This is a genomic window from Bradyrhizobium sp. NBAIM01, from assembly GCF_020194115.1.
Taxonomy (GTDB): Bacteria; Pseudomonadota; Alphaproteobacteria; order Rhizobiales; family Xanthobacteraceae; genus Bradyrhizobium; species Bradyrhizobium yuanmingense.
The window spans coordinates 340,608-366,261 of record NZ_JADYVU010000005.1; the positions used below are offsets into that span (position 1 = coordinate 340,608).

At 64.9% G+C, this 25,654-nt stretch carries 32 protein-coding genes; 18 read left to right on the forward strand and 14 right to left on the reverse strand.

Features of this window, described 5'->3' with window-relative positions; genetic code table 11:
* The first annotated feature begins 46 nt into the window (after positions 1-46).
* Positions 47-724, forward strand: a complete 678-nt coding sequence (locus tag I6F31_RS19440; RefSeq protein WP_109145820.1) for a nitroreductase — start codon at positions 47-49, stop codon at positions 722-724.
* 363 nt (positions 725-1,087) lie between these two features.
* Here the strand turns inward: I6F31_RS19440 and I6F31_RS19445 are convergent, their stop codons facing one another.
* Genes I6F31_RS19445 through I6F31_RS19455 form a run of 3 tightly spaced genes read right to left on the reverse strand, consistent with a single transcriptional unit; the run spans position 1,088 to position 3,699 of the window.
* Complete coding sequence (locus tag I6F31_RS19445) at positions 1,088-2,206, reverse strand: HD domain-containing phosphohydrolase (RefSeq protein WP_225185959.1); 1,119 nt, start codon at positions 2,204-2,206, stop codon at positions 1,088-1,090.
* A gap of 51 nt (positions 2,207-2,257) precedes the next feature.
* On the reverse strand, positions 2,258-2,590 hold the full coding sequence (locus I6F31_RS19450; RefSeq protein ID WP_036033812.1) for a PilZ domain-containing protein: 333 nt from the start codon (positions 2,588-2,590) through the stop codon (positions 2,258-2,260).
* Positions 2,587-3,699 (reverse strand): DUF2336 domain-containing protein, encoded by a 1,113-nt coding sequence (locus I6F31_RS19455; protein WP_225186013.1) that lies wholly within the window; start codon positions 3,697-3,699, stop codon positions 2,587-2,589. The genes I6F31_RS19450 and I6F31_RS19455 overlap by 4 nt, the downstream gene beginning before the upstream one ends.
* 296 nt (positions 3,700-3,995) lie before the next feature.
* Between I6F31_RS19455 and I6F31_RS19460 the strand changes: the two genes are divergently transcribed.
* Both I6F31_RS19460 and I6F31_RS19465 read left to right on the forward strand, forming a co-directional pair.
* A complete protein-coding gene (locus I6F31_RS19460) occupies positions 3,996-4,943 on the forward strand; it encodes an AraC family transcriptional regulator (protein WP_225185960.1) in 948 nt (315 codons plus the stop codon).
* Between the two features lie 50 nt (positions 4,944-4,993).
* Positions 4,994-5,584: an NAD(P)H-dependent oxidoreductase gene (locus I6F31_RS19465; RefSeq protein ID WP_036022824.1), complete on the forward strand. Its 591-nt coding sequence runs from the start codon at positions 4,994-4,996 to the stop codon at positions 5,582-5,584.
* A 103-nt stretch (positions 5,585-5,687) separates the two neighbouring features.
* Here the strand turns inward: I6F31_RS19465 and I6F31_RS19470 are convergent, their stop codons facing one another.
* From I6F31_RS19470 to I6F31_RS19480, 3 genes are all read right to left on the reverse strand, one after another.
* Positions 5,688-7,769: a HAMP domain-containing methyl-accepting chemotaxis protein gene (locus tag I6F31_RS19470; protein ID WP_225173410.1), complete on the reverse strand. Its 2,082-nt coding sequence runs from the start codon at positions 7,767-7,769 to the stop codon at positions 5,688-5,690.
* An 85-nt stretch (positions 7,770-7,854) separates the two neighbouring features.
* On the reverse strand, positions 7,855-8,640 hold the full coding sequence (locus I6F31_RS19475) for a fumarylacetoacetate hydrolase family protein (RefSeq protein WP_225128566.1): 786 nt from the start codon (positions 8,638-8,640) through the stop codon (positions 7,855-7,857).
* 14 nt (positions 8,641-8,654) lie between these two features.
* A complete protein-coding gene (locus I6F31_RS19480) occupies positions 8,655-9,242 on the reverse strand; it encodes a helix-turn-helix domain-containing protein (RefSeq protein WP_225185961.1) in 588 nt (195 codons plus the stop codon).
* 126 nt (positions 9,243-9,368) lie between these two features.
* On the opposite strand from I6F31_RS19480, the gene I6F31_RS19485 reads away from it, so the two are divergent.
* A complete protein-coding gene (locus I6F31_RS19485) occupies positions 9,369-9,851 on the forward strand; it encodes a tautomerase enzyme (RefSeq protein WP_225185962.1) in 483 nt (160 codons plus the stop codon).
* A 35-nt stretch (positions 9,852-9,886) separates the two neighbouring features.
* On the forward strand, positions 9,887-10,663 hold the full coding sequence (locus I6F31_RS19490) for a crotonase/enoyl-CoA hydratase family protein (protein WP_225185963.1): 777 nt from the start codon (positions 9,887-9,889) through the stop codon (positions 10,661-10,663).
* A gap of 10 nt (positions 10,664-10,673) precedes the next feature.
* On the opposite strand, the gene I6F31_RS19495 is transcribed toward I6F31_RS19490, so the two are convergent.
* The gene (locus I6F31_RS19495; protein WP_036022832.1) at positions 10,674-11,114 is read right to left on the reverse strand and encodes a DUF1810 domain-containing protein; all 441 of its coding nucleotides are present in this window, start codon (positions 11,112-11,114) and stop codon (positions 10,674-10,676) included.
* Positions 11,115-11,321: 207 nt separating this feature from the next.
* On the opposite strand from I6F31_RS19495, the gene I6F31_RS19500 reads away from it, so the two are divergent.
* The 8 genes from I6F31_RS19500 to I6F31_RS19535 all read left to right on the forward strand — a co-directional run bounded on the left by I6F31_RS19500 (position 11,322) and on the right by I6F31_RS19535 (position 16,906).
* Positions 11,322-12,272 (forward strand): DUF2778 domain-containing protein, encoded by a 951-nt coding sequence (locus tag I6F31_RS19500; RefSeq protein WP_036022844.1) that lies wholly within the window; start codon positions 11,322-11,324, stop codon positions 12,270-12,272.
* Between the two features lie 66 nt (positions 12,273-12,338).
* On the forward strand, positions 12,339-12,596 hold the full coding sequence (locus tag I6F31_RS19505) for a hypothetical protein (RefSeq protein ID WP_036000273.1): 258 nt from the start codon (positions 12,339-12,341) through the stop codon (positions 12,594-12,596).
* Between the two features lie 94 nt (positions 12,597-12,690).
* Positions 12,691-13,191 carry an SMI1/KNR4 family protein gene (locus tag I6F31_RS19510; protein ID WP_036022833.1) on the forward strand — a complete coding sequence of 167 codons (501 nt, stop codon included), beginning with the start codon at positions 12,691-12,693 and terminating at the stop codon, positions 13,189-13,191.
* 188 nt (positions 13,192-13,379) lie between these two features.
* Positions 13,380-14,471 carry a substrate-binding domain-containing protein gene (locus I6F31_RS19515; RefSeq protein ID WP_225146703.1) on the forward strand — a complete coding sequence of 364 codons (1,092 nt, stop codon included), beginning with the start codon at positions 13,380-13,382 and terminating at the stop codon, positions 14,469-14,471.
* A gap of 259 nt (positions 14,472-14,730) precedes the next feature.
* Positions 14,731-15,429, forward strand: coding sequence for a septum site-determining protein MinC (gene minC / locus I6F31_RS19520; RefSeq protein WP_225174894.1), 699 nt, complete (start codon positions 14,731-14,733; stop codon positions 15,427-15,429).
* 21 nt (positions 15,430-15,450) lie between these two features.
* A complete protein-coding gene (gene minD / locus I6F31_RS19525; RefSeq protein ID WP_036022837.1) occupies positions 15,451-16,266 on the forward strand; it encodes a septum site-determining protein MinD in 816 nt (271 codons plus the stop codon).
* On the forward strand, positions 16,263-16,544 hold the full coding sequence (gene minE / locus I6F31_RS19530; RefSeq protein WP_036033781.1) for a cell division topological specificity factor MinE: 282 nt from the start codon (positions 16,263-16,265) through the stop codon (positions 16,542-16,544). The genes minD and minE overlap by 4 nt, the downstream gene beginning before the upstream one ends.
* Positions 16,545-16,720: 176 nt before the next feature.
* Positions 16,721-16,906 (forward strand): hypothetical protein, encoded by a 186-nt coding sequence (locus I6F31_RS19535; RefSeq protein ID WP_036000257.1) that lies wholly within the window; start codon positions 16,721-16,723, stop codon positions 16,904-16,906.
* A gap of 21 nt (positions 16,907-16,927) precedes the next feature.
* On the opposite strand, the gene I6F31_RS19540 is transcribed toward I6F31_RS19535, so the two are convergent.
* Together I6F31_RS19540 and I6F31_RS19545 are read right to left on the reverse strand one after the other, a co-directional pair.
* Complete coding sequence (locus tag I6F31_RS19540; RefSeq protein WP_057029327.1) at positions 16,928-17,176, reverse strand: hypothetical protein; 249 nt, start codon at positions 17,174-17,176, stop codon at positions 16,928-16,930.
* 107 nt (positions 17,177-17,283) lie between these two features.
* Positions 17,284-17,676 carry a hypothetical protein gene (locus I6F31_RS19545; protein WP_036000295.1) on the reverse strand — a complete coding sequence of 131 codons (393 nt, stop codon included), beginning with the start codon at positions 17,674-17,676 and terminating at the stop codon, positions 17,284-17,286.
* A gap of 127 nt (positions 17,677-17,803) precedes the next feature.
* On the opposite strand from I6F31_RS19545, the gene I6F31_RS19550 reads away from it, so the two are divergent.
* A complete protein-coding gene (locus I6F31_RS19550; protein ID WP_225185964.1) occupies positions 17,804-18,586 on the forward strand; it encodes an SDR family oxidoreductase in 783 nt (260 codons plus the stop codon).
* Position 18,587: 1 nt separating this feature from the next.
* Here I6F31_RS19550 and I6F31_RS19555 read toward each other — a convergent pair whose 3' ends face one another.
* Both I6F31_RS19555 and I6F31_RS19560 read right to left on the reverse strand, forming a co-directional pair.
* Complete coding sequence (locus I6F31_RS19555; RefSeq protein ID WP_057029028.1) at positions 18,588-18,818, reverse strand: hypothetical protein; 231 nt, start codon at positions 18,816-18,818, stop codon at positions 18,588-18,590.
* Positions 18,819-19,307: 489 nt separating this feature from the next.
* Complete coding sequence (locus I6F31_RS19560) at positions 19,308-20,378, reverse strand: hypothetical protein (RefSeq protein WP_225185965.1); 1,071 nt, start codon at positions 20,376-20,378, stop codon at positions 19,308-19,310.
* A 342-nt stretch (positions 20,379-20,720) separates the two neighbouring features.
* Here I6F31_RS19560 and I6F31_RS19565 point away from each other — a divergent pair, with 342 nt between their 5' ends.
* Positions 20,721-21,317: a L,D-transpeptidase gene (locus tag I6F31_RS19565; RefSeq protein WP_167361659.1), complete on the forward strand. Its 597-nt coding sequence runs from the start codon at positions 20,721-20,723 to the stop codon at positions 21,315-21,317.
* Between the two features lie 42 nt (positions 21,318-21,359).
* Here the strand turns inward: I6F31_RS19565 and I6F31_RS19570 are convergent, their stop codons facing one another.
* Together I6F31_RS19570 and I6F31_RS19575 are read right to left on the reverse strand one after the other, a co-directional pair.
* Positions 21,360-21,791: a hypothetical protein gene (locus I6F31_RS19570; protein ID WP_036000243.1), complete on the reverse strand. Its 432-nt coding sequence runs from the start codon at positions 21,789-21,791 to the stop codon at positions 21,360-21,362.
* 118 nt (positions 21,792-21,909) lie between these two features.
* The gene (locus I6F31_RS19575; RefSeq protein WP_225185966.1) at positions 21,910-22,374 is read right to left on the reverse strand and encodes a MarR family transcriptional regulator; all 465 of its coding nucleotides are present in this window, start codon (positions 22,372-22,374) and stop codon (positions 21,910-21,912) included.
* 100 nt (positions 22,375-22,474) lie between these two features.
* On the opposite strand from I6F31_RS19575, the gene I6F31_RS19580 reads away from it, so the two are divergent.
* The 3 genes from I6F31_RS19580 to I6F31_RS19590 all read left to right on the forward strand — a co-directional run bounded on the left by I6F31_RS19580 (position 22,475) and on the right by I6F31_RS19590 (position 25,241).
* On the forward strand, positions 22,475-24,397 hold the full coding sequence (locus I6F31_RS19580) for an FAD-binding monooxygenase (RefSeq protein WP_225141733.1): 1,923 nt from the start codon (positions 22,475-22,477) through the stop codon (positions 24,395-24,397).
* Between the two features lie 225 nt (positions 24,398-24,622).
* On the forward strand, positions 24,623-24,904 hold the full coding sequence (locus I6F31_RS19585) for a hypothetical protein (RefSeq protein ID WP_225141735.1): 282 nt from the start codon (positions 24,623-24,625) through the stop codon (positions 24,902-24,904).
* Between the two features lie 130 nt (positions 24,905-25,034).
* Positions 25,035-25,241, forward strand: coding sequence for a hypothetical protein (locus I6F31_RS19590; protein WP_036000235.1), 207 nt, complete (start codon positions 25,035-25,037; stop codon positions 25,239-25,241).
* A 42-nt stretch (positions 25,242-25,283) separates the two neighbouring features.
* On the opposite strand, the gene I6F31_RS19595 is transcribed toward I6F31_RS19590, so the two are convergent.
* Entirely contained in the window at positions 25,284-25,628 is a 345-nt protein-coding gene (locus I6F31_RS19595) for a multidrug efflux SMR transporter (RefSeq protein WP_025035970.1), read from the reverse strand.
* Between the last annotated feature and the right edge of the window lie 26 nt (positions 25,629-25,654).

Here is a 25,654-nt window from a genome sequence, read left to right on the forward strand (position 1 = left end):
CGGCGTGCGTCGCGAGGCCGGACGAACGGGCAGGGAGGTTCACGAGGTGGAATTCGAGACGCTGGTCCAGTCGCGCCGCAGCGTGCGTGGTTTCAAGAACGAGCCGGTGCCGCGCGCGGTGATCGAGGCGATCATCGAGAGCGCCAAGCGCGCGCCGTCGTCGATGAACACCCAGCCCTGGCATGTCCATGTGCTCACGGGTCATCCGCTGGAGGAGGTGCGTCGCCGCAACATGGCGGAGATGGCCGGCGGCGCCAAGGTCAAGCGCGACATCGTCAGCCATGGCGAATACCAGGGCGTGCATCGCACCCGGCAAGTCGACATCGCCAAGAAGCTGTTCGGCGCGATGGGAATCGCGCGCGACGACAAGCCGATGCGGCAGGACTGGGTGCTGCGCGGCTTCCGCCAGTTCGACGCGCCGGTCTCGCTGGTGCTGACCTATGACCGCGTGCTCGATCCCGGCGCGGTCTGCCACTTCGATCTCGGCGCGCTCTGCTACGGCATCGTGCTCGCGGCGTGGGACCGCGGGCTCGGCTCGGTCATCAACGGGCAGGGCATCATGCGCTCCGACATCGTGCGCGAGGTCGCCGAGATTCCGGAGGACGAGGTCATCATGACCTGTGTCGCGATGGGCTATCCCGACGACGGCTTTGCCGCGAACGCCGTGCGCTCGGACCGCGAGCACAACCACCAGTTCGTGCGTTACGTGGGTTTTGCCGATTAGCACGAGCAAGAGGAGATTATTCTCTGGCGGAAAATTTTTGGTGCGGTGTCGCGAGTGGCCTCTTGCAATCTCGAAGTCGCGGGAGGAACATTATGCGGACTGAGAGGTTTGTTGCTGGCGCGAGGGAATTGATATGCGGCGGCTGGCTAGCTTGGTTCGGCGGTTGTTTGGTCCACGACTGCGGCACACGATCGATGATGATCCAAGTCTTCCTTTCACACCCGAAGAGTTCGGTCGGCTGATTCGCAGCGGCCGGCACGAGGACATGAAGCTGCTGGCCGACGGGCTGGCCTGCCGCTCCATCCCGCGCCGCGCCAGCCATCGTGCGACGCATTAGGCTGCGCTCGAGACGGGTCACAGCGCTCACCGCGTGAGCGCGACCTGCTTGAACGAGCGGACTAGCGCCTTCTCCAGCTTGCCATTCATCCCGCACAGAACGTCGTAGGCCTCCGCGCGCGGCATGGTCGGCTTGTAGTGCCGGTGCTCGATCAGGGCTGCGAAGATGTCCGAGATCGTTAGAATCCTGACGATATCGCCGATGCTCTCGGCGCAGAGCGCATCGGGATAGCCGCTGCCGTCGAGGTATTCGTGATGATGGCGGACGGCATCGAGAATCTCCGGCGAGATCCCGTCATGATCCTTGAGAAACGTATGGCCGGCGGCGGGATGCGTTTCGATCAGCGCGCGCTCGGCGGCATCGAGGCGGCCCGGCTTGTCGAGGATGGCGAGCGGAATCTGCGCCTTGCCGATGTCATGGAACATGGCCGCCGAGTAGAGACGTTCCAGGTCGGCCCTGCCGACGCCAAGGCTCAGACCGAAGTCGATGGCGACACCGGTGACGAGCAGGCAATGCTGATAGGTTCCTTCGTGGTGCCGCCGCACCGTCATGAGCCACTCCGTCAGGCCATGCCGGGTGATACGATCGGCGATCTGGCGACCGGCTTCCTTGGTGGCGTTGACGTCAAGCGGCTGGCCCAGGGTGACGGAGGTGAACATGGATGCGATCGCGGTCGCGGCGGTCTCGACGGCAGTGTCGGCCTGCGCGCTCTCGCGCGACGCGGCCGAGAGCGGATCAGGCGGATCGGACAGCGCCGCCAGCAGCCTCGCCCGGTTGATGGTGCCCGGCAGGACCAGCGTCGCTCCAAGCGCATAGGCCTGCGAAACGGCGACATGCGAGGTGTGCTCCAGCAGGAAAATCCGCTTCTTCGCCTTTGCGAGCTTGCCCGCCCGTTTCTTGATCGCCGCGATATTGCCGACATCGCGAAGCTCGGCGCGAATGACGATGGCGGACGGCACCTCTGACAGCTTGGCCTCGGCGTCCAGCCGCTCGCCCACGACGGCGAAGCGTTGCTCGAGGAGCGAGCACACACCGGCCAGCTTGTCGGACGTGTCGGCCAGCACATGAACGAACGGGCGCGGCGCTGCAGCGACCGCGACGCCGCCAAGGCTGGTGGGTTTGAGTGTGGTTTGCGCGTTCTGCACGGATATGCCCCGGAATAGCGCGGGCTCCAATCGATGGGTCGAATTCTCGGTCTATTTGGCCTGATCGGAGCTCTGCGCTGCGGCAGCCGGCGTAATCGCCTGCTTCTTCTTGCTTTGTGCGGTGACGAAGTGGATGCCAGCCGTGGTGCCGTCGATCCAGACCAGCTCGCAGCGTCGGTAGGCCAGGCCCGTCGACGACAGCAGCATGAAGAATTCCTTGGCCTGGAGCACGTCCAGCGTGCCCTCCACCTCGACCTTCGCGCCCGTCTGTGAGACGTCGAGCAGGACGCAGCTGCGCCGCCAGGTGCCATCGGATCCCATGAGATTGACCGGCTGCCTGTGGTCCATTTTCACGCGAAAGGCTTTGCGACCGTCGAACTTCATCGGCTAACCCCCATCTTTTTTGCGTCGCGATGTCCCCGACCGCACTCCTTGGCGTTTGCGGCAATTTCGCCCCACCGCACCGTCCACTGGCTGGTCGACAGCAGCAGCGTCTCGAAAATGTGCTGCGCGCGTTCGCGCTCGGCGAAAGAAAGCCGTGTGCCGCAGCGGTTGCTCAGGATGGCGAGCGTGGTCTGCCAGTTCAGCCGCGAGGCGCGGCAGGCCATGACGAGAGCCTCGCAATCCTCGTCGGTCATGACATGCTCGACGATCTCGATGGGAGCGCCTGAAAGCACCGACAGCGCGGTGATGAGGTTGGCGCTCTCGCCGCGGATGGCGAAGCGGTTCACCGTGGAATCGTTCAGCTTGCCGATGCGGCTGAGTGCAACGATCTCCGGTCGCGCGATCGCATAGGTCGCCGCGGAGGGTAGCTTGGTGACGATGGGTGCGGCCGTTGCGGCTTGAAGCGAGACGGGAGCGTTCGGGCCGATGCCGGATTTCGGCGCCGGTGAGGCCGACAGCAACTTCCGCATGACTGTGTCGGGCGTGTCGGGCCTGAGCGCCAGTGCCTTGGTGAGTTCGTCATCCACCAGGCACTTCTCAACCAGCGCAACGTAAGCGGCTTCGGAGAACCTTGCCTCGCTGTTGCCGATCAGCGCAAGACAAACGCTGGAAGTGCCACCCTTGATCAGCGTCTCCACCACCCGTGGATCGATCGGCGCGCGGCCGGCGATGGCACATTGCTGCCGTACGCCGCTCGCGGCTGCGATCAGTTTGAGATCGGACGTGGACAATGACTGCGAGCGGAGCAAAACGGGGCAGGCGACTTCCGGGTCGCGGTGCGAGGCGAGACGTCGCACGGTGTCCGGCGGAGCTACTTTGAGCTCTGCGAGCGCCGCGCTGACATCGATCAGCGTGCTGGCCTCGACCCGCTCGATCAGTCGCAGCAGGACGCCGTCGACCACACCGGCGAGCAATTCCTGGGACCGACCGCGCCTGCTTGTGAGCAGTTGCAAAAGGCCGAAGAGAATGCGGGCGCACCGGTCCAGCGGACACGTTGCGACCGCGTTCTCCAATTCGGCCAGATTGTCGGCAGGCGAATTTGCCGTCATGGCAGGAGCCTGAAATGAAATAAATTGCACAATCAAACGACGGTTATTCCGCCGCAAAGGCGTTAATTTGAATCTTAAATGGCAACGGCTTCGGTATTCGCGCACCGCCTCAATCGCAGGAAACGCTATCGAAATTCGGCGAAACAGGGTTGTCCCGGATTGTTCTTTCAACCGGCCCGTCTCCAATTGATCAGGGCACGTTAGGATCGATTCTAACGAAATAACCGAAGGAGGCAGCGAACGGCACCCCGCGGCCGGACGCACATTCAGAGCGGCACGGCATTTTTCGTATTTCCATGAACAGCATTGGCGATGTGCCGAGGTCGGCACTCAAAACATTTCGTTTTTCAGACGTCGACGAATTTCGAAGCGCTATACGCGGGCTGAATTTCGAATTCACCCCTTTTGTGCGGAAGATTTCGGCTGAGCAGACGATCTTGGCCTTACCGGGCTGCGACGTGAATTTGACGCGCGCGTTTCCGCGGGTGGTTGACGCACAACTCGTGGAGAATTGCACGGCGATCGGCTTCACGATGGATGATCTCAACGTGCCAATTCGCTTTAACGGCTCGCAACGGGCGCGACCCGCCGTGGTCATTGGCAGCGGCGGGGCGGCCTACACCACCATCGAGGAGGTGCAGCGGCAAATCGCCTCGGTGGTTTTCCGGCCCGAGGTGAGGGATCGTGGCTGGCCGCCCACGCTCTCGAGCTTCAAGATTTTTGAAATCTCCACGGCCGGCTTGCAGCGGTTGCGCGGCGTGGTTAGGGAGGTGCTGGCCGAGGCGGCCGGGCCGATTTCGGCACCGGAGCTCTTGTTGAAGGGCGCGGCGATGAAGGAGTCCCTGCTCGGAGCCGTTGACGAGGCCTTTGCGACGATCGTTCCGGCCCGCTGGACCTTTGCACCCAACGACGGACGGAATTTCAGGCTATTCCAGGACATCCGCGCGCTGCTGTCTGACGACCTGTCGGAGCCGATTTATAGCGACGAGATCGCGCGCAGGCTCGGACTGTCCGTTCGCACCATGCACGACGTCGTGCGCCGCTATCGCGGCATGAGCCTGCACCGCTATTTGCGTCTGCATCGGCTGTGGCTGGTGCGTCGGCGCCTTCTCGCCGGGGCCGATAGCGTCAAGGCGGTCGCGCTGGCGTATGGCTTCTGGCACCTCAGCGATTTCTCCAGAAGCTACCGCGACCAGTTCGGCGAGACGCCGTCGCAAACACTGGACCGCGGTCGCGGAAGGTAGAACGATAAATCGGGTAGGGCTGGGCGCCGGTTTCGTGCTACCGTTCGGCCATGAGCAATCGCATTCTCGTTCTCTACGGTTCTTACCGTTCCGACCGCATGGGCATCCGCCTTGCGAATTTCGTCATCAACCGGCTGCGCGATCGCGGCGAGGACGTCGAATTCATCGACGCCAAGGCGATCGGGCTGCCGATGCTGGACCGGATGTACAAGGAACATCCCAAGGGCTCGGCGCCGGAGGCGCTGGAGAAGCTGGCCGGGCAGATCCGCGGCGCCGACGGATTCGTCTTCGTCACCGGCGAGTACAATTGGGGCATGCAGCCCGGGCTGAAGAACCTCACCGACCATTTCCTGGAGGAATGGTTCTGGCGCCCGGCCGCGATCGTGAGCTATTCGGCCGGCCGGCTGTCCGGCGCGCGCGCAGCGACCGCCTGGCACGGCACGCTCTCGGAGATGGGCATGGTGGTGATATCGAGCACCATCGGTGTCGGCCCGATCGCGCAGACGCTGTCGGACGCCGGCGAGCCGATCGGCGACGGCGGCAAGGCTCTGGAGCGCTCGTTCCCGCGCTTCGCCGACGATCTGACCTGGTGGATCGAGGCGGCGAAAGCGCAGCGCGCGCGCAAGGCGCCGCCGTATTGAGGTCGCGTAGCCTGGATGGAGCGACAGCGTAATCCAGGGTCTCGCGCGTCAACGGCACTGTCCCGGATTGCGCTGCGCTCCATCCGGGCTACGACCTCGCGTGCTACGCCGCCCGGACCTCACCGAGGAAGCGCTCGAACTGGCCGGCGAGATCGCGCGACTGGGTCGAGAGCTGCTCGGCCGCGCCCAGCACCTCTCTTGCCGCGGCGCCGGTGTCGTCGGCGGCGCGCTGCACGCCGGAGATGTTGCTGTTGACCTCCTGGGTGCCGCGGGCAGCCTCCTGAACGCTGCGGGCGATCTCCTTGGTCGCCGAGCCCTGTTCCTCGATCGCCGCGGCGATGGCGGTGCCGATCTGGTCGATCTCGGCGATGACGTCGGCGACGTTGCGGATTGCCGCCACCGTCTCGTCGCTCGCGGTCTGGATCGCGGTGATCTGCTCGGAGATCTCGGTCGTGGCCTTGGCGGTCTGCCCGGCCAGCGACTTCACTTCGGAGGCGACCACGGCAAAGCCGCGGCCGGCCTCGCCGGCACGGGCGGCTTCGATGGTTGCATTTAGCGCAAGCAGGTTGGTCTGCTCGGCGATGCTCTGGATCAGCGTCACGACGTCGCCGATCTTCTGGGCGCCTTCGGCGAGCGTCCGCGCGGTGTCGCCGGTGCGGCGGGCATTGTCGACGGCACGGGCCGCGATCTCGGTGCTTTGGGCGACCTGACGCCCGATCTCCGCGATCGAGGAGGTCAGCTCTTCGGTGGCGCTCGCGACCGTCTGCACGTTGGTCGAGGTCTGTTCGGAGGCGGCGGCGACCACGGCGGCCTGGCTGTTGGTCTGCGCCGCCGTCGAGGTCATCGACTGCGCGGTGCTTTCCATTGCAGCAGAGGCCCGCGACAGGCCGCCGACCAGCTCGGTCACCTTGGCCTCGAAGGCGCGGGTGAGATCGTCGAGCGCCTGGGCGCGGCGCATCTTGCCGTCGTTCTCGGCCTGCTTCTCGGCCGCGAGCCGATCGGCGCGGATCATGTTGTCCTTGAACACCTGAACGGCCGCGGCCATCGCGCCGATCTCGTCGGAGCGCTCGGCGCCCGGAATGCTCTCCGCAACCTCGCCGTCGGCGAGCCGCGACATGCGCGTCGTCAGGCCGACGATCGGCGCGCAGACGCGGCGGCGAACCGTCACGATGAGGCCGGCGCTGGCGATCAGCACGGCGACAAGGCCGACGAGCGCGATCGTGAAGCTGGTGTGCGCGGCCGACGAAGCGCCGGCGAGAATCTGCTCGGCGTTGTCGTAGAAGGCGTCGCGGACGCCGATGATGGTGCCGAGGCCGCGCTGCGTGGCGGCGTAATAGGTGTCCATGTCGTGTTCGTACTTGCCGGTGATCGCGCCGTCCTTCACCAGCTTGAGCTCGCGGCCGAACTCCTCGACATAGATCGCGTTGAACTTCTCCAGGGCCTCCGCGACGTTCGCCGGCGTTGTTGGATTGCCGCGCAATTCCTGCAGCGACATCACGACCTGATCGTTGCGGCCCTGCGAGCGGGCAATGTCGGCCTTCTCGGCGTCGGTCGCCGGCTTCTTTCCGCCGAGGAGATTCTTGTGCAGGCTGGAGTTGAAGCCGCCGACGTCGCGCAGTGTCATCGCGACATTGGCGTAGCTGGCCTGCCGGTAGGCGTCACCGTTCAGGATCGCCATGCGGCGGACCTGCTCGTTGAGCAGCGCAGTCACGCCGCCGTTGAGCACGGCATTGTCGGCGACGATCTTTTTGGCCGCGTCTTTGCGCGCCTCGGCGGGACCCGCCAGCGCCTTGTCGATGGCCTCGCGCAACGCGGTGAACTTCGCGTTGATGCCGTCGATGTTGCTGCCGATCGTGGTGCCGTCGTCGAACGGGCCGGGCAGCTCCTTGCGCAGTGCATTCATCTTGTCGCGGGCGCGGTCGGTCTGCTTGCGCAGCTTGTCCTGCTCGGCCAGCAGCGCAGGGTCGATGGCCGCAGGTCCGTAGAGGATGTTGGTGGAAAAGCCGCGCTCCGGATTGAGATAGCGCGGGATGTCGCTGACCGCACGGACGATTGCGAGCCGCCCCTGCGCTTCAGTGATCCGTTCCATGGTCTGGTACTTCGTCGCGGCGACGTAGACGGCGAGACCGCCGCCGACGGTCGAGAGCGAGACGATGGCGCTGGTCAGGAGCGTACCGATTTTCATGATCTGTCCGGCAAATAACGGAGAAGTATTTTGCCCGGACGATAGGGCGGCCATGTTAATCTGCGGTTTACGCTCCCTGGCCGGCTCAGCTGTAGGTCGCGCTGACCGATCCCAGCGGACCAAAATCGGCAACGTAGGTCTCGCCAGCCTTGGGCCGGAGCATACCGGTCAGCGTGCCCGTGCTGATCGTCTGGCCGGCCTTGAGACCGATGCCGGTCCGCGACAGCTCGTTGGCAAGCCAGGCCAGCGGCACCAGCGGATGGTCAATCGCCTCTGCAGCGGAGCCGCGGCGCCTCTCGATGCCGTTGCAATTCAGGACGACATCTTGAGTGGCGACGTCGCGGCTACGCCAGTCGGCGATGGGCTCTCCGAGCACGATCGTTCCTGATCCGGAGCCGTCGGCCATGATCGCCGGCATCGGCGGAAACGCCGCATCGTGAATGAAGCGGCACTCGGCGAGCTCGATGCCGGGATGCAACGAGACCACGGCGTCGCCGACCTCGTCCACCGTATAGGGCTTCGCGCGCGGCGGCAGATCGGCGCCGAGACGCGCCTGGAACTCGACTTCAGGGATCGGGCTGCATTGTCTGGCATGCTCGACGCTGGCGGGCGAACTCTTGATCAGGGGCGCGAACACCCGCCCATAGATCGGCGCGGAGATGCGAAGCTGACGCTGGAGCCCCGACTTCATGCCCGCGATCTTCCAGCCGACGACATCCCAGCCGAGTTCTTCTTCCACCATCTGCGCGACTTGGTACGCCGTGTCCGCATCCGGTGGGACCAGCCGTTCGTCGAGGCCGCTCTGTTGCCGGCCCTCGCGACGCAAATCGGCGAGCTGACGGGCGAGTTCGCGTTGCCGGGATAAGTCCATTGCGCGTCTCCAATCTATTTTTTTGTGCAGGCGAGGGCGGTTGCGAGGACGATCTCCAGTTCCTCCTGAACCTGATCGAGCGCGTCGGCGCTGCGGCTGGCGCGACACATCGCGACCGTGCCTTCGATCGAGGCGACGACGAGCGTTGCAAGCCGCTCGGCGCGCTCGGCAGCCAGTCCTTCGCGCAACAAGGCTGCCAGCATGATCCGCCGCCAATCGGCGAACACGCCTTCGGCGAGATCGAGCAGGTGCTGCTGCGCGGACGCGTCGTCCTTGTCACTGGGCTCACCGACATAGCGATCGACCGCCACGGCGAGCACAGGGCAGCCGGCCTCGAAGCCGGTTGCCTCCAACTGGCGGCGCCATGATGCGACAAAAGCCTTGAGGCCGCCGATCACGCCGCGTTCGTTCATGGCTTTCTCCAGAGGAATCGATACCTGCCGGCCGGCGAAGGTCACGGCTTCGGCGATCAATTGCGGCTTGCCGTCGGGGAAGTGGTGGCTGATCGAGCCGCGCGGCGTCGCTGTGTGGCGGACCACGTCGCGCATGCTGGTGGCGTTGACGCCGCGGCGGCTCATCAGGTCGGCGGCGCCGGCGATCATCCTGTCGCGTGTGGTGGCAGTCATCGGGAATCCTGCAATTGGCCATCTCCATCTAGACTATGACACTTGACATAGGCAAGCCGTGCTGAGATATGACGAGTGTCATATTCGTGGAGAGGTGCCGATTTGACCATCATTACCGTCACCGCACCGGCCGGACGGCTCGGCCTGCCGCAGCGCCGGCAGCTTGCGGAAAGCCTGACCGACGCCGTGCTCGAGCCCGAGGTCGGCCAGAGGGCGCCGGCGGCCCGAATGGGGTTTCAGGTGCATTTCCACGACCTTCCGTCCGACAGCATGGCGATCGGCGGCCGGTTGCTGTGCGACCAGGACAAGCCGCGCGACATCATCACCGTCAACATCGCCGTCATGAACGCGGCCTGGCCGGCGGAGGTGCGCGCCGAGGTGATCCGCATCGTGCTGGCGCGGCTTGCGGAGGCCTGCGGCATGCCGGCGCCGTCGCCGACCTGGTGGGTCAATTTCGAGATCATCGATGAGGGAAGCTGGGGATCGCGCGGCGGGGTGCTCTCGATCCTTCAGCTGCTGGATTCCGGCGTGTTCACGCCGGCCCGGATCGAGGCGATCCGCGCGGCGCTTCAGCAGCCGGCCTGACTTGCTGCCAACACCAACAATCGGGAGACGAGCACATGAGCGAAGGTCAGATCGGCACCGAGGTGCACGGCCACGTCCTCAAAATCATCATCGCCAACGCCGCGAAGAAGAACGCGTTCACGCCTGCGATGATGGAGCAATTGTCCGATGCACTCACCGAATTGCACCACAACGAGGCCTATCGCGTCGGCGTGGTCTGCGCCGAGGGCGGGGATTTCACTGCAGGTCTCGATATGCCCAAATTCTTCGGTCCCACCGCGGAGAAGCGCAACACCAAGGACGGCAATGTCGACCCGTTCGGGCTCAACAAGCGCTGCCGCAAGCCGATCGTGACGGCAGTGCAGGGTATCGTCTACACCATCGGCATCGAGCTGATGCTCGCCGGTGACATCGTGGTTGCGGCCGACGATGCACGTTTCTGCCAAATGGAGGCGAGGCGCGGCATCGCACCGCTGGGCGGCGCGCATTTCCGTTTCCTATCGCGGGCCGGCTGGGGCGATGCGATGTATCATCTGTTCCTCTGCGACGAGTTTTCGGCGCAGCGCGCGCATGCGATCGGTCTCGTCCAGGAGGTCGTGCCTGCAGGCGAGCAGATCGAGCGGGCGATGACGCTCGCCGCCATGATCGCGCGCAATGCGCCACTCGGCATCCAGGTGACCAAGGAAGCGGCGGCGAACTATGTCGAAGCTGGCGAAGCGGCTGCGATTGCCTACATCCCGAAAATTCGCGATCGTGTGCTCGGCAGTGCCGACGCCAAGGAGGGCATCCAATCCTTCATCGAGCGTCGCGCGGCCGTCTTCGAAGGACGTTGATCGGCGCCTGCTAATGCCGAGCCTGATCCAGCCTTTCGAGGATATCCAGCGTAGCGCCATCGCGTTCGCCTGCGAAATATCGGGCGAGCGCCTGATCGAAGACGGGCTCGTCGGAGACCGCGCCGAACAGCGTCATCGACGAGCGGAATTTGGCGTCATCCGGCGCGCCGAGGATCGCGTTGATGGTCCGGCCCTCGACCGCGAGCACCAGCCTGGTGCATTCGATCAGCCGGCCGCCCAGGATGGGGTGGGCGAGATAGGCCTCGGCCTCCGCGCGGGAGCCGATGGCATATCGCTGCGACATGGCGCTGGCGCCGAGACCTGCGACCTGGGGGAAGATGAACCACATCCAGTGAGTCTGCTTCCGGCCCCTAGCCAGCTCGCCCAAGATGTCGCCGTAGACCGGGTCTTGGGCCCGGACAAAGCGATCGAGATCGAACGGATCGGTCATTGGATACCTTAGGGGGTACCTTTGGAGGGCCTTGGCGGCCCCGATTATGCCTAACTTTTGGCTCCCAATGTGGTAGCTGGTATAGAGTCTCTCCGGGTGGGGGGTGGGTAAGCCCCCGGGGGTCGATTTGGGGATCTGATGGTTTCCGACGCAGCACACGCCGAGAGGCTGTTGTCGCGCCGCCGTGTCGGGCGGGCTGAAACGATTCTGCTGTCTGTGGCCGCGATGGCGCTGGCGCTCGGCGCCGCCGCGTGGGTCGCCGATATCAGCGATTCGACCCCGCTGGTCTCCGCGGCGTTGCCGCCGGCCAATGCCCCCTCTTTCGAGGACCGTTTCGCTTCGGCCTCGGCTGGCCCGTCGCCGCGCGAGCTTGGTCTGCGGGTGCTGGAGCGCTCCGCGGTGAATGCGGCCCAGCTCAGGCTGCGCGACGCCAAGGCGATGCTGGCTCAGAAGCTCCAGGGCGACGACTGGCGCTCGATCCTGACCGAGGACGACCGGTACATGACCGAGGAGGCGAGGCGCTCGCAGCGCGCCGATGCCATCCCCATGCCGCGCGCGCGTCCGGTCCAGGCGGACTTCTCCGCTCAGATCGCCTCCAGCCAGGCCTACGCGGACACCAATCTCAGGGTCGACAACCGCAATTTCTTCGAAAAATTCACCGACAAGATCAAGCTCGCCTCGCTGACGCCCGGCGACGGCCTGCTCGGCAGGGGGCCGGACCTCGCCGCGCTCGGCTACGATTCGCGCACCGCGGTCTATGACATCTCGGCCAAGGCGGTCTATCTGCCGAGCGGCGTGGCGCTGGAAGCTCATTCCGGCCTGGGCGCCCTGATGGACAATCCTGACCATGTCGACCGGCGGATGGTCGGCGCGACGCCGCCGGCGATCTACGATCTGAAGCCGCGCGAAAAGCCGTTCCACGGCGTCCGTGCGCTGCGCATGACCCCGGTCGAAGGCACCAGCGCGCTGGGCCGCGTCGGGCTGCTCACGCACAATTACCTGCTCGGGCCGCGCGGCGATTCCAACGGCTGCGTCTCGATCAAGGACTATGATCGGTTCATCAAGGCCTACGACAATGGCGAGTTCAACCGCCTGGTCGTGGTGCCGAGTCTGCGCGGCGCGGCGACCGCCTCGCAGCGCGCGAGCACCGATTCCTGATATTCGCCTGCGACGGCGGGGCTGCCGTTTCCCCTTCGTTAAGCCGTCCTCGTCCAGAAGCAGCCCATGAGCGATCCATCCAATTCCGAGACCCCGCTGCGCACGACGTTCAAGATCAAGCTGAACGGCGACACGCTGGCGATCGCGACCGTCGGTCAGGCCTATCAATTCCTGACCAACTTCAAATCGGTCGAGTGGATGGAATTTCGCTCGCTGCACGAGGACGCCGTCGCGGCCCTGGAAGGCGCCGCCGGTAACGCCATGCTGGCGGTGCAGGCAACCAACGCCGTGCGCGCGCTGTTCGTCAGCGCCAAGCTGCTCTGAGAGAATCTCTCCCTCTGGCCTGATCCGTCGCCCTCGAACCCACTGCAAGGCGGGTGCGACGAAGGCTTGCGCGTCCGCGCCAGGGAGAGGGAATATGAAATTGGCAGAATTCATTGCAGGCATCGACGTTGGCGCGGAGCAACCAACCGAAGCCGCGCTCACCGCCTTCGAGACGTCCATCGGCTGTCGCTTGCCGGACGACTATCGCCGCTTCCTGCTGGCCTGCGCCGGCGGCTATCATCAGGGGGGCGCCGACTTCAACTGGCCGCATGGGGACTGGGCGGGTTCGGTGCAGGAGGTCCTGGGATTGCGGTCCGACGAGTGCTCGCTGGTGCAGACGCGCCAGACGCCGCAATGGCCGACCGTCGATGAGCTGTTGTGGATCATGAGCGACCACGGCGGCAATCCGATCTGCATGACGATCGACAAGGCCCATTTCGGCGAGATCTGGTTTATGGACCACGAGATGGCCGAATACGAAAAGCCCTGGACACTGGCGCAGGCGATGTCCGATCAATGGGGCTATGTCCTGCCGCTAGCACCGACGTTCAGCGATTTCATCGCCGGCCTGTACGAGGAAGCAGCGGCCGCCTGAGGCGAGGCCGGGCCGAGCGGGCGGGTCCGCCGCGACATGCTGGGTCCAGCTGGTCCACGGTATCCGGTGCAAGCCCGACCTTTCTTTTCCGTCGCTTGAACTCCGCTCCCGGAACGGGCAAACGGTTCGCCAAGAAACCGTGGCCCAGGCCATCCATTCGACGCTGAGTTCAAGGGAGAGACTCCATCATGAAACGCCGTACATTCCTCCAAGGTGGTGCGGTCGCCGGCGCGACCACGCTGGTTGCGGCCCCTGCGATCGCGCAGAGCATGCCCGAGATCAAATGGCGCCTGACGTCGAGCTTCCCGAGATCGCTCGACACCATCTACGGCACGGCGCAGACCTTCGCGAAATATGTCGCCGAGGCCACCGACAACAAATTCCAGATCCAGACCTTCTCGGCGGGCGAGCTCGTGCCCGGCCTGCAGGCGCTCGATGCGGTCAGCACCGCATCGGTGGAGATGGCGCAGACGCCGCTCTATTTTTACATCGGCAAGGAGCCGGCGCTGGCCTATGCCACCGGCGCGCCCTTCGGCATGAACCATCGGCATCAGGAATCATGGTGGCACTTCGGGGGCGGCGCCGACCTCACCAACGAAGCGCTCAAACCCTTCAAGGCGCACGCCATCCTCTGCGGCAATTCCGGCACCCAGATGGGCGGCTGGTTCCGCAAGGAGATCAAGTCCGTCGACGACCTCAAGGGCCTGAAATTCCGCATCGCCGGCATGGGTGGCCATGTGCTGGCAAAGCTCGGGGTCGTCCCGCAGCAGATCGCGGGAGGCGATATCTATCCGGCGCTGGAGAAGGGCACGATCGACGCGGTCGAATTCGTCGGTCCTTATGACGACGAGAAGCTCGGCTTCTACAAGGTCGCCAAATACTACTACTTCCCCGGCTGGTGGGAAGGCGGTGCCATGTTGCACATGATCGTCAACGACGAGAAATGGAATTCGCTGCCTAAGCAATATCAGGCGATCGTCAACCAGGCGGGCGCGGCGGCCGGTGCGTGGATGCTCGAGAAATACGACAGCGTGAACCCCGGTGCGCTAAAGCGGCTGATTGCGAACGGCACCGAGCTGAAGGCGTTCCCGCAGCCGGTGCTGGAGGCCTGCTACAATGCGACCCAGGAGCACCTGAACGAGCTCGCCGCCAAGAGCGATCTGTTCAGGCGCACCAAGGAGAGCCACGACGCGTATATGAAGGAGGTGCTGTTCTATACGCAGATCGCGGAGAATTTCTACGACAACTATCTGCTCAGCAAGACGCGCAACAAGAGCTGAGCGGAAGAGGCGAGGGCGCGGTGTTTACGCCGCGCCCAGCTTCGTAGCCCGGATGGAGCGCAGCGCAATCCGGGAGAGTGCCGGGTGATGCGCGAGACCCGGATTGCACAAACGGGCGGCGCTTTCGCGCCGACCGTTGGCTCCATCCTGGCTACGGGACCGCGCCTCCACTCACGTAACTGCGCGGAGACATTAACCAGCCATTAACCATATCGGCCGCATCGTTAACCATTCAATAACAGGGAACGAGTCGGCCGCCATGGAGGCTGCAGCAAAGGTCCAACGTCAGATGGTGCGCCTGCGCGGGCGCTCCTATGTGGCTTTCGTGTTCACGCCGACGGTTCCGGTCCAGGACTGGCTGCACGAGATCGACGCCACGATTGCGCGCTCGCCCGGCTTTTTCGCCGGCCGGCCGGTGGTGATCGACCTGTCTTCGGTCGATCTCAGTCAGGCCGGCATCGGCCATCTGCTCACCAGCCTGCAGGACCGCAACATCCGCGTGCTCGGCATCGAGGGTGTGGAGGAGGGAAGGCTGACGCCGATGATGCCGCCGCTGCTGTCGGGCGGACGCAGCTGCGTGGTCGAGCCAAGCGCGTCGAAGAAGGCCGAAGTGAAGGCCGAGGCCAAGCCGACGTCGCTGCTGCTCGAAACCCCCGTGCGCTCGGGCCAGACCGTGATCTTCCCGGAAGGCGACGTCACCATTCTCGGCTCGGTCGGCTCGGGCGCCGAGGTCGTCGCCGGCGGCTCAATCCACGTCTACGGCGCGCTGCGCGGCCGCGCCATGGCGGGCGTCAATGGACGCACCAGCGCGCGCATCTATTGCCAGAAGATCGAAGCCGAACTGCTTGCAATCGACGGATTTTATCAGACCGCCGAGGACATCGACGAGGCCCTGCGCGGCAAGCCGGCGCAGGCCTGGCTGCAGGGGAATACCATGCGAATTACAGCACTGAACTGACCAGCAAAGGAGACATTTCAGATGAGTAAGGTACTGGTCGTGACATCAGGCAAGGGCGGGGTCGGCAAGACCACGACCACCGCCGCGCTGGGAGCAGCGCTCGCACAGCGCGGCGACAAGGTGGTCGTCGTCGATTTCGACGTCGGCCTGCGCAACCTCGACCTCGTGATGGGCGCCGAACGCCGCGTCGTGTTCGATCTCATCAACGTGGTGCAGGGCGTCGCCAAACTCCCGCAGGCGCTGATCAAGGACAAGCGGCTGGAGAATTTGTGGCTGCTGCCGGCGTCCCAAACCCGCGACAAGGACGCGCTGACCGAGGAGGGCGTCGGCAAGGTCATTGCCGAGTTGCGCAGCCGGTTCGACTGGGTGATCTGCGACAGCCCGGCCGGCATCGAGCGCGGCGCCTCCATGGCGATGCGCTTTGCCGACGAGGCCGTGATCGTCACCAATCCGGAAGTCTCCTCGGTGCGCGATTCCGACCGCATCATCGGCATGCTCGATTCCAAGACGGTGCGGGCCGAGAAGGGCGAGCGCGTCGAGAAGCATATTCTCATCACTCGCTACGATCCCTCCCGCGCCGCGCGCGGCGAGATGCTGACCATCGACGACATCCTGGAGATCCTTGCCACGCCCTTGCTCGGCATCATCCCCGAGAGCCAGGACGTGTTGAAGGCCTCCAACGTCGGCACGCCTGTGACTCTGTCGAATGCCGATGGAGCGCCGGCACGAGCCTATATGGACGCCGCCAAGCGCCTCTGCGGCGAGAACGTGACAATGCACGTTCCTGCCGAGCGCAGAGGATTTATGGACCGGCTGCTGCGACGGAGGGCTGCATGAGCATGGGTCTGCTTCGACTCCTCCGCGGCAAGAAGGCCACAGCACCCGTCGCGCGCGAACGGCTGCAGATCCTGCTTGCCCATGAGCGTGGAATGCGCGGCCAGCCCGATCTGCTCGGTGTGCTGCGTGAGGAAATTCTCGCTGTCGTGTCCAAACATGTGACGCTGGACCCGACCAAGGTCATCGTCCGGCTCGAACGCGGCGACGAGGTCTCGACCCTCGAGGTCGACATCGAGGTGCCCAACGATTTCGAGGGCAAGAAGGTGGCGGTCGCGTAGGGGACGCGGCCCGCAGACTCCCGTTTTGGGGTGGGTGAGAAGGCGGTCCGCCGGGCATGGCGGGCCGCCCTTGTCTTGCCGCTCACATCGATTGGACGGAACGCGCCCCGCGCCTCGACCGTTGTGAACCACCCGCGGCAGCGTTGCACCGCGGCTGGTCAGACGGGAGAGCGCCCATGATGTCCGAGGTCCAGGTCCATACACTTGCCCGGCAGATGCTCGAACAGCACGGCTTTGCTGCGATCGCGAAGGCCGCTGAGCAGGCTCAGGCCTGCGAGGGCCGCGGCGAGGCCGATGAGGCCAGGGAATGGCGTCACATCGTGGACGCCATGAAGATCATGCGCGGCCCGCATCAGAGCTGACATCCGAAGGCGCGAGCCCCTTCAACGCTCGCCGCGATCGCCGCCTTGGGACGAATTGCGGTTCTGTGTCTGCGGCTGCGCGCGCTCGCCCGATTCCTTGCAGGGCAGCGGTTCCCACGAGCCGTCCGGCGCCTGCTGATAGGCACTGCAGGACGGCGAGGTGGACTTTTCCCCGCCCTTCTGGGCGTCGGAATTTCTCGCCAGTGCGGGCGCAGTCAGCACCGCGGCGGCTGCAATCGCGCCGGCGAAAACGAAATGGATACTCCGCATGAGGACCTCCTGTTCGAATTCGGAAAGAGGCCGCATGCTGTGAAAAATTATGACGATTTTGGGCCGCGGCAGAGGTTCCGTCGCGGCGTGCTTAACGGGGCGGCGCGCTAGCCACCCTTGCTGCGGATCAGGCCGGCGAGATTGGTCTTCTGGGCTTCGCACCAGCCGGACATGCCGAGGCGGCGCTGGTCCATGTCGGTCGCCTGGGTCGCGATCGCGACCTCCGCCATCAGGTCATCGTCCTGCTTCTCGCCCATCTTGCCGCCGGTATGCAGCCAGGCGATCGCCTTGCGCACCTTCTCGGTGGTGCCGTCGGGTAGGTGCATCTGCTGCGCCCTCTGCACGAGGTCCTGATAGGCGAGATCGGTGTTGGGGCACTCGACCTTGGCGGCGAAGGCCTGCAAGACCATCGTCACATAGGTCGATCGCGGCGGCGCATCGCCCGCGAGGGCCGGCGCGGCCAACAGCAACAGGCCCGTCATCAGAAAACCGGTGCGCATCCCTGGGACCTCCTCCATTTTATCGAGAGGCTAGCGTCCGGCGCGCCGCTCGGCAATGGGATCGGGACACAATTGTCGCCGATCGGCCCAGTAGGCTAACCTGCGCTCCCCAGCATCGGAGCGCGATATGAGCCTGTTCAGCACGCCGTTCGATCCCACACGCGACACCGCGCTCGTCACCGGCGCAGGCAACGGCATCGGCCGCGCGATCGCGCTCGGCCTGGTCGGCGAGGGCGTCCGCACCGTGTTCGCGGATGTCAGCGCGGAGCGGGTGCGTGCCGCGATCGGCGCGAGCGAGAGGCCAGGTCTCGCCGTGCCCTGGGTCGGCAATCTTGCCAGCCTCGAGGCCTGCGATGAGCTGCTGACATCAGCGCATTCCGCGCTCGGCGAGGTCACGCATTTCGTCCACAGCGCCTCGCCGCCGCGGCGCGAGGCCGATCATGTGCTCGCGGTCGATCGCAGCACCTGGCAGGAGATGCATGCCGTCAATCTCGATGCCGGCTTTCACCTGGCGCGCGGGCTCGCCAAGCGGCTGATCGCGGCGAAGCGGCCGGGCTCGTTCCTGTTTCTGACCTCGCTGCACGCAGGCACGCCGCGCAACCTGGCGCATTACTCGACGGCAAAGGCCGCCGTGGCGATGCTGGTGAAGGAGCTCGCGAAGACGCTCGGGCGTTACGACATTCGCGTCAACGCGCTGGTCCCCGGCGCGGTCGCAGCCGGCGGGTTCGTCGCCGATCCCGCGCTGGCGCGGCATATTCCGCTCGGGCGCCTCGGCGAGGCCGGGGATCTCGCCCCGATGGCTCTCACGGTGCTATCGAACAAGCTGTCCGCTTATGTCACCGGCGCAGCCTTCGTCGTCGACGGCGGATTGTCGCTGACGAACTGGTTCGAGGCGCCGGTGCTGGATTAGCCTAGCGCTGCCAGGCCGGCACCGGATCGAGCGGCGTGCGATAGACCTCGTTGTGATCGCGATCGGTGACGCGCACCGCGCAACCTTTCTGCTGTAGTTCGGGCTTCACCTGCGACAGCTCGCAAGCCAATTGGTCGGCGCGATCGGAGGCAACCTCGATGTCTTCGAGGATGATTCCACCCTGGTTCTTGAACTCACCACCAACCACGAGATCGAAAGAATAGTAGGGCATCCGAATTCCCCGGTGTGACGATCTGAGCTTCAGTGCAAGTCTCAACACATGTCGGATGGTACCACTGAGTCGACATCTATCGAATGAACAGAGCGCGCAATCTCTGGGCTTATGGCGCAGAAATGATGTGCAACGTGTGGGCTCGTTAAGAATTTATTAAATATACCCACGCGATCATTAGGCATGGAATTGCAGCAGAACCGGGCTCCGGGAACCGGCAGCTGCAAGAGAAGGCCGCCGGCATAGATCCCGACGGCCTTTTCTCTTGAGCGAGACGTCGCTCACCGTAATCGCCCGGAGTTAACGCTTCACATCGACTCGGACAGCGTGCGAGAGCGCGTGACAGCAAGGCTGCGTCGTTGCTCTAAAGCGCGATGCGATCAGGATGCATCGTCATCGCGCTTCAGGTTGTTGTTGTTTGAGCATGATCGTTTCGGAAAACCGCTGCGCACTTTGCGCTTACGCGGCCCTTCGGGTTCGGATCATGCTCTAGCGCAGCGGCATCGGCGGACGCACGATAGGTCCGTCGTCATCAGCAACGGCTTGCGTCGTCGTGGTCGGCGCAGCCGGCGGCGTGGCGGCGGCCTGCGATAGCGGCGGCGGAGGCGCGAGCGGTGCGGGCGAAGAGGCCGGCGTGTAGGTCCGCGTCACAGGCGGCTTGGGCTTGCGAACCGGCGCCGCCGCAGGCTGCGGCGGGAGCGCGGCTGCGCGTGCGCGCGGATCGACCGGCGGCCTCGCCTCGGTGACCGGCTTCGGTGCGGGAGGCCTCGCCATCTCGCGCGCCATCTGCTCCTGTCCGGCTTTCAACTCGGCGATGTTGGCCTTGAGCTGCTCGATCTGCTGCGCCATGGCGGCGAGATCGCGTGTCATGGATTGCACCGATTGCGCCGCGTCGACCGACTGTGGTGCCGCGGGCGCAGTCGCAACTAGCTGAGCCGCGGGCGGCGTCGCAGCTTGATCTGCGGTCTGGTTGGGCGTGGCTTCCGCTGCGGGCGGCGCAGCCTGGGCGGCGGCGACCGGCGCGCTTTGCTGCGGTGTCGCAGACAGCAACGAGGTCGTCGGGAGCAGCGAGGTCAGCACCGGCGTCCATTCGGCCAGCAACTGCTTTGCTGTGTCGCCGTGCTTCTCCCAGGCGATGCTGGCGGCCACGCTGGCGCCGGCAAGCAGGAGCGTGACGAACGCCCCGCGCAGCCACTTGCCGACCGAGGAGCGCTTCTTCATCACGGGACCATCGCTGGACGTGACGCGGACAGCGGTGTCGATCGACGGTGCCGCAGTGGATTTTCCGTAGACGACGTTGATGCTGGGCTCGGGTGCGCCCGCCGGCTCCAGACTGAACTTCGGCATAACCTTGGGCTGCGGGGCAAACTTGGGTTCCGGGGCAAACCTGGGCTCCGGACGCGGCCCGATCTCTGGCGCCAGCGCAGGCGACACGCTGGCGGGGCGCGAGGCCCGCACGATCTCGGGCGAGATCTGGACCGCGTCGTGAGGATCGTTGTCCTTGACCGTGTCTTTCACGATCTCATCGACGATTTGCTTGGCGTTCAGCGTCGCGAGCATCGCAGCTCCTTTGAAGCCCAGTGTTCGAGGTTAAGGCATCCGCATTGGCGCGGGGCTGATCCGAGGTGAGGCCTCCCCGGTCCCCATGTCGCACGAGTCCAGCCGGGTTTGACCAAAGCAAGGCGAGGGGATGGAGATGATGCGACACTCTTCCACCCTTTGTGGTGATGGAACCCAATTTGTCGAACACGCGCATGTGTTCCTGCACCGCCTTGTTTTCAGCACGATTTTGGCAATATCTGGTGACGGCGGGGGCGTCGTTATTCCGCTATCGGGGGGCCGGCGGTGCCAAGATCTCTACTCGTTTTGTTCGTCGCAGCCCTGCTGCCGCTGGGCGGCTGCATGCAGACGACACTTTCGCCATCGACGGATGCGAGCATGACGCCGCGCGACCGTCAGTTGCTCGCGCACGCGCCTTACGCCAAGGCGAACGTACCCCAGCAATATCTGCGTCACATCGTCGATTACCACCGCAAGGAGCAGCCGGGCACGATCCTGGTCGATACCGACGCGCGCTACCTCTATTACGTGCTGCCCGAGGGCAAGGCGATCCGCTACGGCGTTGCCGTCGGCGAGGAAGCCATGGCGTTCTCCGGCGTCGCGCGGGTCGGTCGCTTGGCGGAATGGCCGGACTGGGTCCCGACCGCGGATATCCAGGCGCGACTCGGTCCCTATCCCGCGCGCGTTCCCGGCGGTCCCGCCAATCCGCTGGGCGCGCGGGGCATCTATCTCTATGTCGGCAACAAGGACACGCTCTATCGCATCCACGGCACCAACCAGCCCGAATATATCGGGCAGGCGATCTCGTCCGGCTGCATCCGGATGCGCAACGAGGACGTCATCGATCTCTACGACCGGGTGAAGCTCAATTCGATGGTCGTGGTGCTGCCGCCGGGGCAGAGCGCGCAGGCCGCGGCGGGCGGGCGCTGGCGCGGCTGAGGTCTGCGCCGGTCAGTTCGAATTTAGGTGCGTTGTCACGCTCTAGTTCTCAGGCCGGGCGACCCGCCATTGCAGCGTCGTGGCGTTGCCGTTGGCGTCGCCCGGGGCCTTGTCGGCGGGCGAGGTGTAGAGCGGGCGATAACGGTAGGCCCACATCTTGCTGCCGTCGTTGCGGTTGATCACGGTGAAGTCGCCGACGGCCCTGGCGTCGGCCGTTGCGGCGAGCGGCACCCAGCTCTCGATGCACTTGCCGTTGCAGTTCGACGTCTTTCCCGTGGTGTCGCGCTCATAATAGTAGAGCGTCATGCCGTTGAGATCGACGAGCTTGGGCCCCTGCTTGGTCAGGATCACCTTCGCGGGAGCCGTTGGCGCCTCGACCTTCGGCGGAGGAGGATCGCCGCCGCCATGGCCCCCTGCGACCGCCTGAACGGTCGAGAGCGCGACGGCCGCGGCCACAACGAGGAACCTGAACATCCGAAACTCCGCCCCGCAAAGTTAATCGCGCGTTAAGCGCCCCAATGCAGCCGACGTTAGCAGCCGAAGGTTAGTTCCTGGTTTCGTGCGCTGCGACAATTACGGACATGGTCCGCGATCAGAGCTGCGCATTGCGCAGCGGCGCGCGGCTGAACTCGTTGCCGGCGGCGATAGCCTTGCGCAGCAGCCGCATCAGCTCCTCACTCTCTTTCGCGCTGAGGCCGCGCAGCATGATGCGCTGCGCGGATTCGACGGCCGGGGTGATCTTGCGCAGCGTGCGGCGGCCCTCGTCGGTGATCTCGAGCTCACGCGCGCGGCGGTCGCGGCTGGAGGGGCGCCGCTCCGCGAGGCCCTTCTGGACGAGGCGATCGATCACGCCGGTGATGGTGGTGCGATCGTAGGCGATCAATCCGGCGAGCGTCACCTGATCGAGCCCCGGATTGGCCTTGATGGTTGCAAGCGCGGCGTATTGCACCGGAGTGAGATCGAAGCCGGCGTCCTCGACCTCGGCCAGGAACACCGCGACCGAGATCTGCTGGAAGCGGCGTGCCAGATGTCCGGGCATGTCGTTGTTGTCTTTCACCGAAATCTCCTCCGGGGCAGAGCGGTGCGGATCATTGACAAGTATACTGATAGTCAGCATACTGATCAATAAGAAACAGAATTTGGCGGGAGAGGTGCTCATGCAGTTCCATCTCAATGGATTTCAGCCGGGCGACCCTGAAATCGCCGATCCTGCCGCGCGCGTTCAGGCATCGGGAGCGGCGGGCGCCGTGCCTGGCGAGGTCGATGTCCTCATCGTCGGCTGCGGGCCGGCCGGCCTGACGCTCGCCGCCCAGCTCGCGCAATTCGCCGACATCAGAACCTGCATCGTCGAGCAGAAGCCGGACCGCCTGCTGGTCGGTCAGGCCGACGGAATCGCCTGCCGCACCATGGAGATGTTCCACGCCTATGGCTTCAGCGAGCGTGTGCTGAAGGAAGCCTGTTGGGTCAACGAGACCACGTTCTGGAAGCCGGATGAAGCGGCGCCGGAAAAGATCGTCCGCAGCGGCCGGGTGCAGGACGTCGAGGACGGGCTGTCGGAATTCCCGCACCTCATCCTGAACCAGGCGCGCGTCCATGATTGCTTTCTCGACGTCATGCGCAAATCGCCGGCGAAGCTCGCGCCGTATTACAGCCGGCGCGTGCTTGATGTGAATGTTGATCCGGCCGCCGGCGCTGACCATCATGCCGTGACCGTGCGCCTCGAACGCGTCGATGCCGCGAACGAGGGCAAGGTCGAGACGATCAAGGCCCGCTACGTCGTCGGTTGCGACGGCGCCCGCAGCACGGTGCGCAAGTCGATCGGGCGCGAGCTGCACGGTGATTCCGCCAACCACGCCTGGGGCGTGATGGACGTGCTGGCCGTGACCGATTTTCCGGACATCCGCTTCAAGTCGCTGATCCAGTCGGCCAAGGACGGCAGCCTGCTGATCATTCCGCGCGAAGGCGGCTACATGGTCCGCATCTATGTCGAGCTCGCCAAGCTCGATGTCGGTGAACGCGTTGCCAATCGCAACATCACCGCCGATGACGTGATTGCGAAAGCGCAGCGGGTCCTGAAGCCGCATCGGCTCGAGGTGAAGGAGATCGCCTGGTGGTCCGTCTACGAGATCGGCCAGCGCCTCACCGACAAGTTCGACGACGTGCCGGAGGGCGAGATCGAGACGCGCCAGCCGCGCATCTTCATCGCCGGCGATGCCTGCCACACCCACAGCCCGAAGGCCGGGCAGGGCATGAACGTATCGATGCAGGATGCCTTCAATCTCGGCTGGAAGCTCGCCGCCGTGCTGCGGAGGCAGTGCGCGCCAAGCCTGTTGCATTCCTATTCGGCCGAGCGCCGGGCAGTCGCGAAGGAGCTGATCGATTTCGATCGCGAATGGGCTGATATCCTCGCCTCCGCCGCCAAGGCCGGCGGCGCCGATGCCGCCAAAACGCAGGACTATTTCGTCCGGCACGGACGTTTTACCGCGGGCACGGCAACGCATTACAGGCCCTCGATGCTCACCGGCGCGGCCACGCATCAGCACCTCGCGCAGGGCCTCATTATCGGCACGCGCTTCCATTCCGCGCCGGTGGTCCGGCTGGCGGACGCCAAGCCGGTACATCTCGGCCATGCCGCACGGGCCGATGGCCGCTTCCGCATCTACGCGTTCTCGCCCGACGAGAACCCCGCAGCGTCGGGCTCGGCCATTCGTGCCTTGTGCAATTTCCTCGCGGAATCCCGGAAGTCACCTATCCGTCGATATACGCCTGTTGGAGCTGACATCGACAGCGTGATCGATCTGCGCGCGGTGTTTCAGCAGGACCATCGCGAGCTCGCCATCGAGGCAATGCCGCCGATGTTGCTCCCGAGCAAAGGCCGTTACGGCTTGTACGACTACGAGAAGATGTTCTGCCCGGATCTCAAGAGCGGCCACGACGTCTTCACGATGCGCGGCATCGATCGGGCGGCCGGCTGCATCGTCGTGGTGCGGCCCGACCAGTATGTCGCGACCGTGCTGCCGCTCAACGATTTTGCCGGGCTGGCCTCGTTCTTCGACGCCTTCATGCTACCGGTGAGCTGACGCCGAAAGCGCCGCGCGGGCCGTTCCGCCCGCGTTTCCGCAGCCGAGCTCTGGCTAGCCGCAACGAAAGCCCGGCCTTGGTGCCGGGCTTTCCGCTCCCGCGCCCTCCGGTTCCGTGCGCGTACAATTTAAGAAAGTTCTTCGCGGGCAGATTTCATCGATCGTAATATGTCTATCCAAAGCTGTAAGCATCCACTCGGGGCAGCGGGGCACCGGAGGATGACGATGAGACAGAACCAAGCGGAGACGCGCCGTCAGCAAAATGTCGCTAAGCGGTCGATGACCAGGGAGGCCAAGCAGCTGGCCGGCCTGATTGCCGGACTGCGCGAATCCCTCGAGGAGATCCACAAGGAGCGGGCGGGCACCAAGCTGTCGGGCGCAGAAATGGGACTACTCGATGAGCGTCGCAACAATCTGCTGCTCACCATCGCAGCCCTCAATGACCGCCTTTCGGCGGTGCAGGGCCTGATCAATCTCGGCCGCCCGCATATTATCCGCGTGCACTAGCGCCGATCCGAGGCAAACGAGATCGGCTCTGTTGCGACGGCACGGGGCCGGCCACAGGCCTCGCGGATGGCACCAAATTGCCACGCTCCCGGCGAATTGCCGCCAAAGCCCGCTGCCACGACAAGGCCGGGTGCAGGGCGACGCAAGGGGATGCGAATTGGCCTACAAGATGGTCGCAGAACGCGACAACGAGAAGTACAGTTTCGCCCGCGAGAGCCGGTTGCTCATCGTGGCGAAGGCGAAAGTGTGGGCGAGCGAGGGGTGGCGGGTGGTCGTCACCGACCAGGATGGCAAGGCCTACGCGCCGTCCGAGCTCGATCAACTGTCCGCAGCGTGATGGTGGGGCGCGACCTCTTGCTCAGAGTCGGCACCGCGCGCATCAACGCACGGTGGTCTCCGAGAACAGGTTGATGATCACCACCCCTGATACGATCAGCGCGATGCCGACGAAGGCTGCGGCGTCCAGGATCTGACGGAACAGCACGAAGGAGACGGTGGCGGTCAGGATGATGCCGACCCCGCCCCAGATCGCATAGGCGATGCTCAACGGGATCACCCGGATCGCCACCGAGAGCGCGTAGAACGAGGCGACGTAGAACAGCACCATCGCCAGCGTCGGCCAGGGACGGGTGAACTGCGCGGACTGCTGCAGGAACGCCGACGCGGTGACCTCGAACACGATGGCGAGGGCGAGAGCCGTATAGGCGTTGAAGGCGGAGGTCATGCGGAGGCTGTGTCCGGGCCGACGGA

Bases quoted from the DNA above. Each gene is read 5' to 3' on its own strand.
- I6F31_RS19515 (WP_225146703.1), top strand. From the start codon at position 13,380: ATGAAACGCCGTACATTCCTCCAAGGTGGTGCGGTCGCCGGCGCGACC.
- I6F31_RS19450 (WP_036033812.1), bottom strand. From the start codon at position 2,590: ATGAAGTTCGACGGTCGCAAAGCCTTTCGCGTGAAAATGGACCACAGG.
- minC (WP_225174894.1), top strand. From the start codon at position 14,731: ATGGAGGCTGCAGCAAAGGTCCAACGTCAGATGGTGCGCCTGCGCGGG.
- I6F31_RS19470 (WP_225173410.1), bottom strand. From the start codon at position 7,769: ATGAAAATCGGTACGCTCCTGACCAGCGCCATCGTCTCGCTCTCGACC.
- I6F31_RS19475 (WP_225128566.1), bottom strand. From the start codon at position 8,640: ATGGACTTATCCCGGCAACGCGAACTCGCCCGTCAGCTCGCCGATTTG.
- I6F31_RS19465 (WP_036022824.1), top strand. From the start codon at position 4,994: ATGAGCAATCGCATTCTCGTTCTCTACGGTTCTTACCGTTCCGACCGC.
- I6F31_RS19585 (WP_225141735.1), top strand. From the start codon at position 24,623: ATGAGACAGAACCAAGCGGAGACGCGCCGTCAGCAAAATGTCGCTAAG.
- I6F31_RS19570 (WP_036000243.1), bottom strand. From the start codon at position 21,791: ATGTTCAGGTTCCTCGTTGTGGCCGCGGCCGTCGCGCTCTCGACCGTT.
- minE (WP_036033781.1), top strand. From the start codon at position 16,263: ATGAGCATGGGTCTGCTTCGACTCCTCCGCGGCAAGAAGGCCACAGCA.
- I6F31_RS19460 (WP_225185960.1), top strand. From the start codon at position 3,996: ATGAACAGCATTGGCGATGTGCCGAGGTCGGCACTCAAAACATTTCGT.
- I6F31_RS19595 (WP_025035970.1), bottom strand. From the start codon at position 25,628: ATGACCTCCGCCTTCAACGCCTATACGGCTCTCGCCCTCGCCATCGTG.
- I6F31_RS19505 (WP_036000273.1), top strand. From the start codon at position 12,339: ATGAGCGATCCATCCAATTCCGAGACCCCGCTGCGCACGACGTTCAAG.
- I6F31_RS19455 (WP_225186013.1), bottom strand. From the start codon at position 3,699: ATGACGGCAAATTCGCCTGCCGACAATCTGGCCGAATTGGAGAACGCG.
- I6F31_RS19560 (WP_225185965.1), bottom strand. From the start codon at position 20,378: ATGCTCGCGACGCTGAACGCCAAGCAAATCGTCGATGAGATCGTGAAA.
- I6F31_RS19540 (WP_057029327.1), bottom strand. From the start codon at position 17,176: ATGCGGAGTATCCATTTCGTTTTCGCCGGCGCGATTGCAGCCGCCGCG.
- I6F31_RS19510 (WP_036022833.1), top strand. From the start codon at position 12,691: ATGAAATTGGCAGAATTCATTGCAGGCATCGACGTTGGCGCGGAGCAA.
- I6F31_RS19490 (WP_225185963.1), top strand. From the start codon at position 9,887: ATGAGCGAAGGTCAGATCGGCACCGAGGTGCACGGCCACGTCCTCAAA.
- I6F31_RS19550 (WP_225185964.1), top strand. From the start codon at position 17,804: ATGAGCCTGTTCAGCACGCCGTTCGATCCCACACGCGACACCGCGCTC.
- I6F31_RS19545 (WP_036000295.1), bottom strand. From the start codon at position 17,676: ATGCGCACCGGTTTTCTGATGACGGGCCTGTTGCTGTTGGCCGCGCCG.
- I6F31_RS19565 (WP_167361659.1), top strand. From the start codon at position 20,721: ATGCAGACGACACTTTCGCCATCGACGGATGCGAGCATGACGCCGCGC.
- I6F31_RS19555 (WP_057029028.1), bottom strand. From the start codon at position 18,818: ATGCCCTACTATTCTTTCGATCTCGTGGTTGGTGGTGAGTTCAAGAAC.
- I6F31_RS19580 (WP_225141733.1), top strand. From the start codon at position 22,475: ATGCAGTTCCATCTCAATGGATTTCAGCCGGGCGACCCTGAAATCGCC.
- I6F31_RS19480 (WP_225185961.1), bottom strand. From the start codon at position 9,242: ATGATCGCCGGCGCCGCCGACCTGATGAGCCGCCGCGGCGTCAACGCC.
- I6F31_RS19535 (WP_036000257.1), top strand. From the start codon at position 16,721: ATGATGTCCGAGGTCCAGGTCCATACACTTGCCCGGCAGATGCTCGAA.
- minD (WP_036022837.1), top strand. From the start codon at position 15,451: ATGAGTAAGGTACTGGTCGTGACATCAGGCAAGGGCGGGGTCGGCAAG.
- I6F31_RS19495 (WP_036022832.1), bottom strand. From the start codon at position 11,114: ATGACCGATCCGTTCGATCTCGATCGCTTTGTCCGGGCCCAAGACCCG.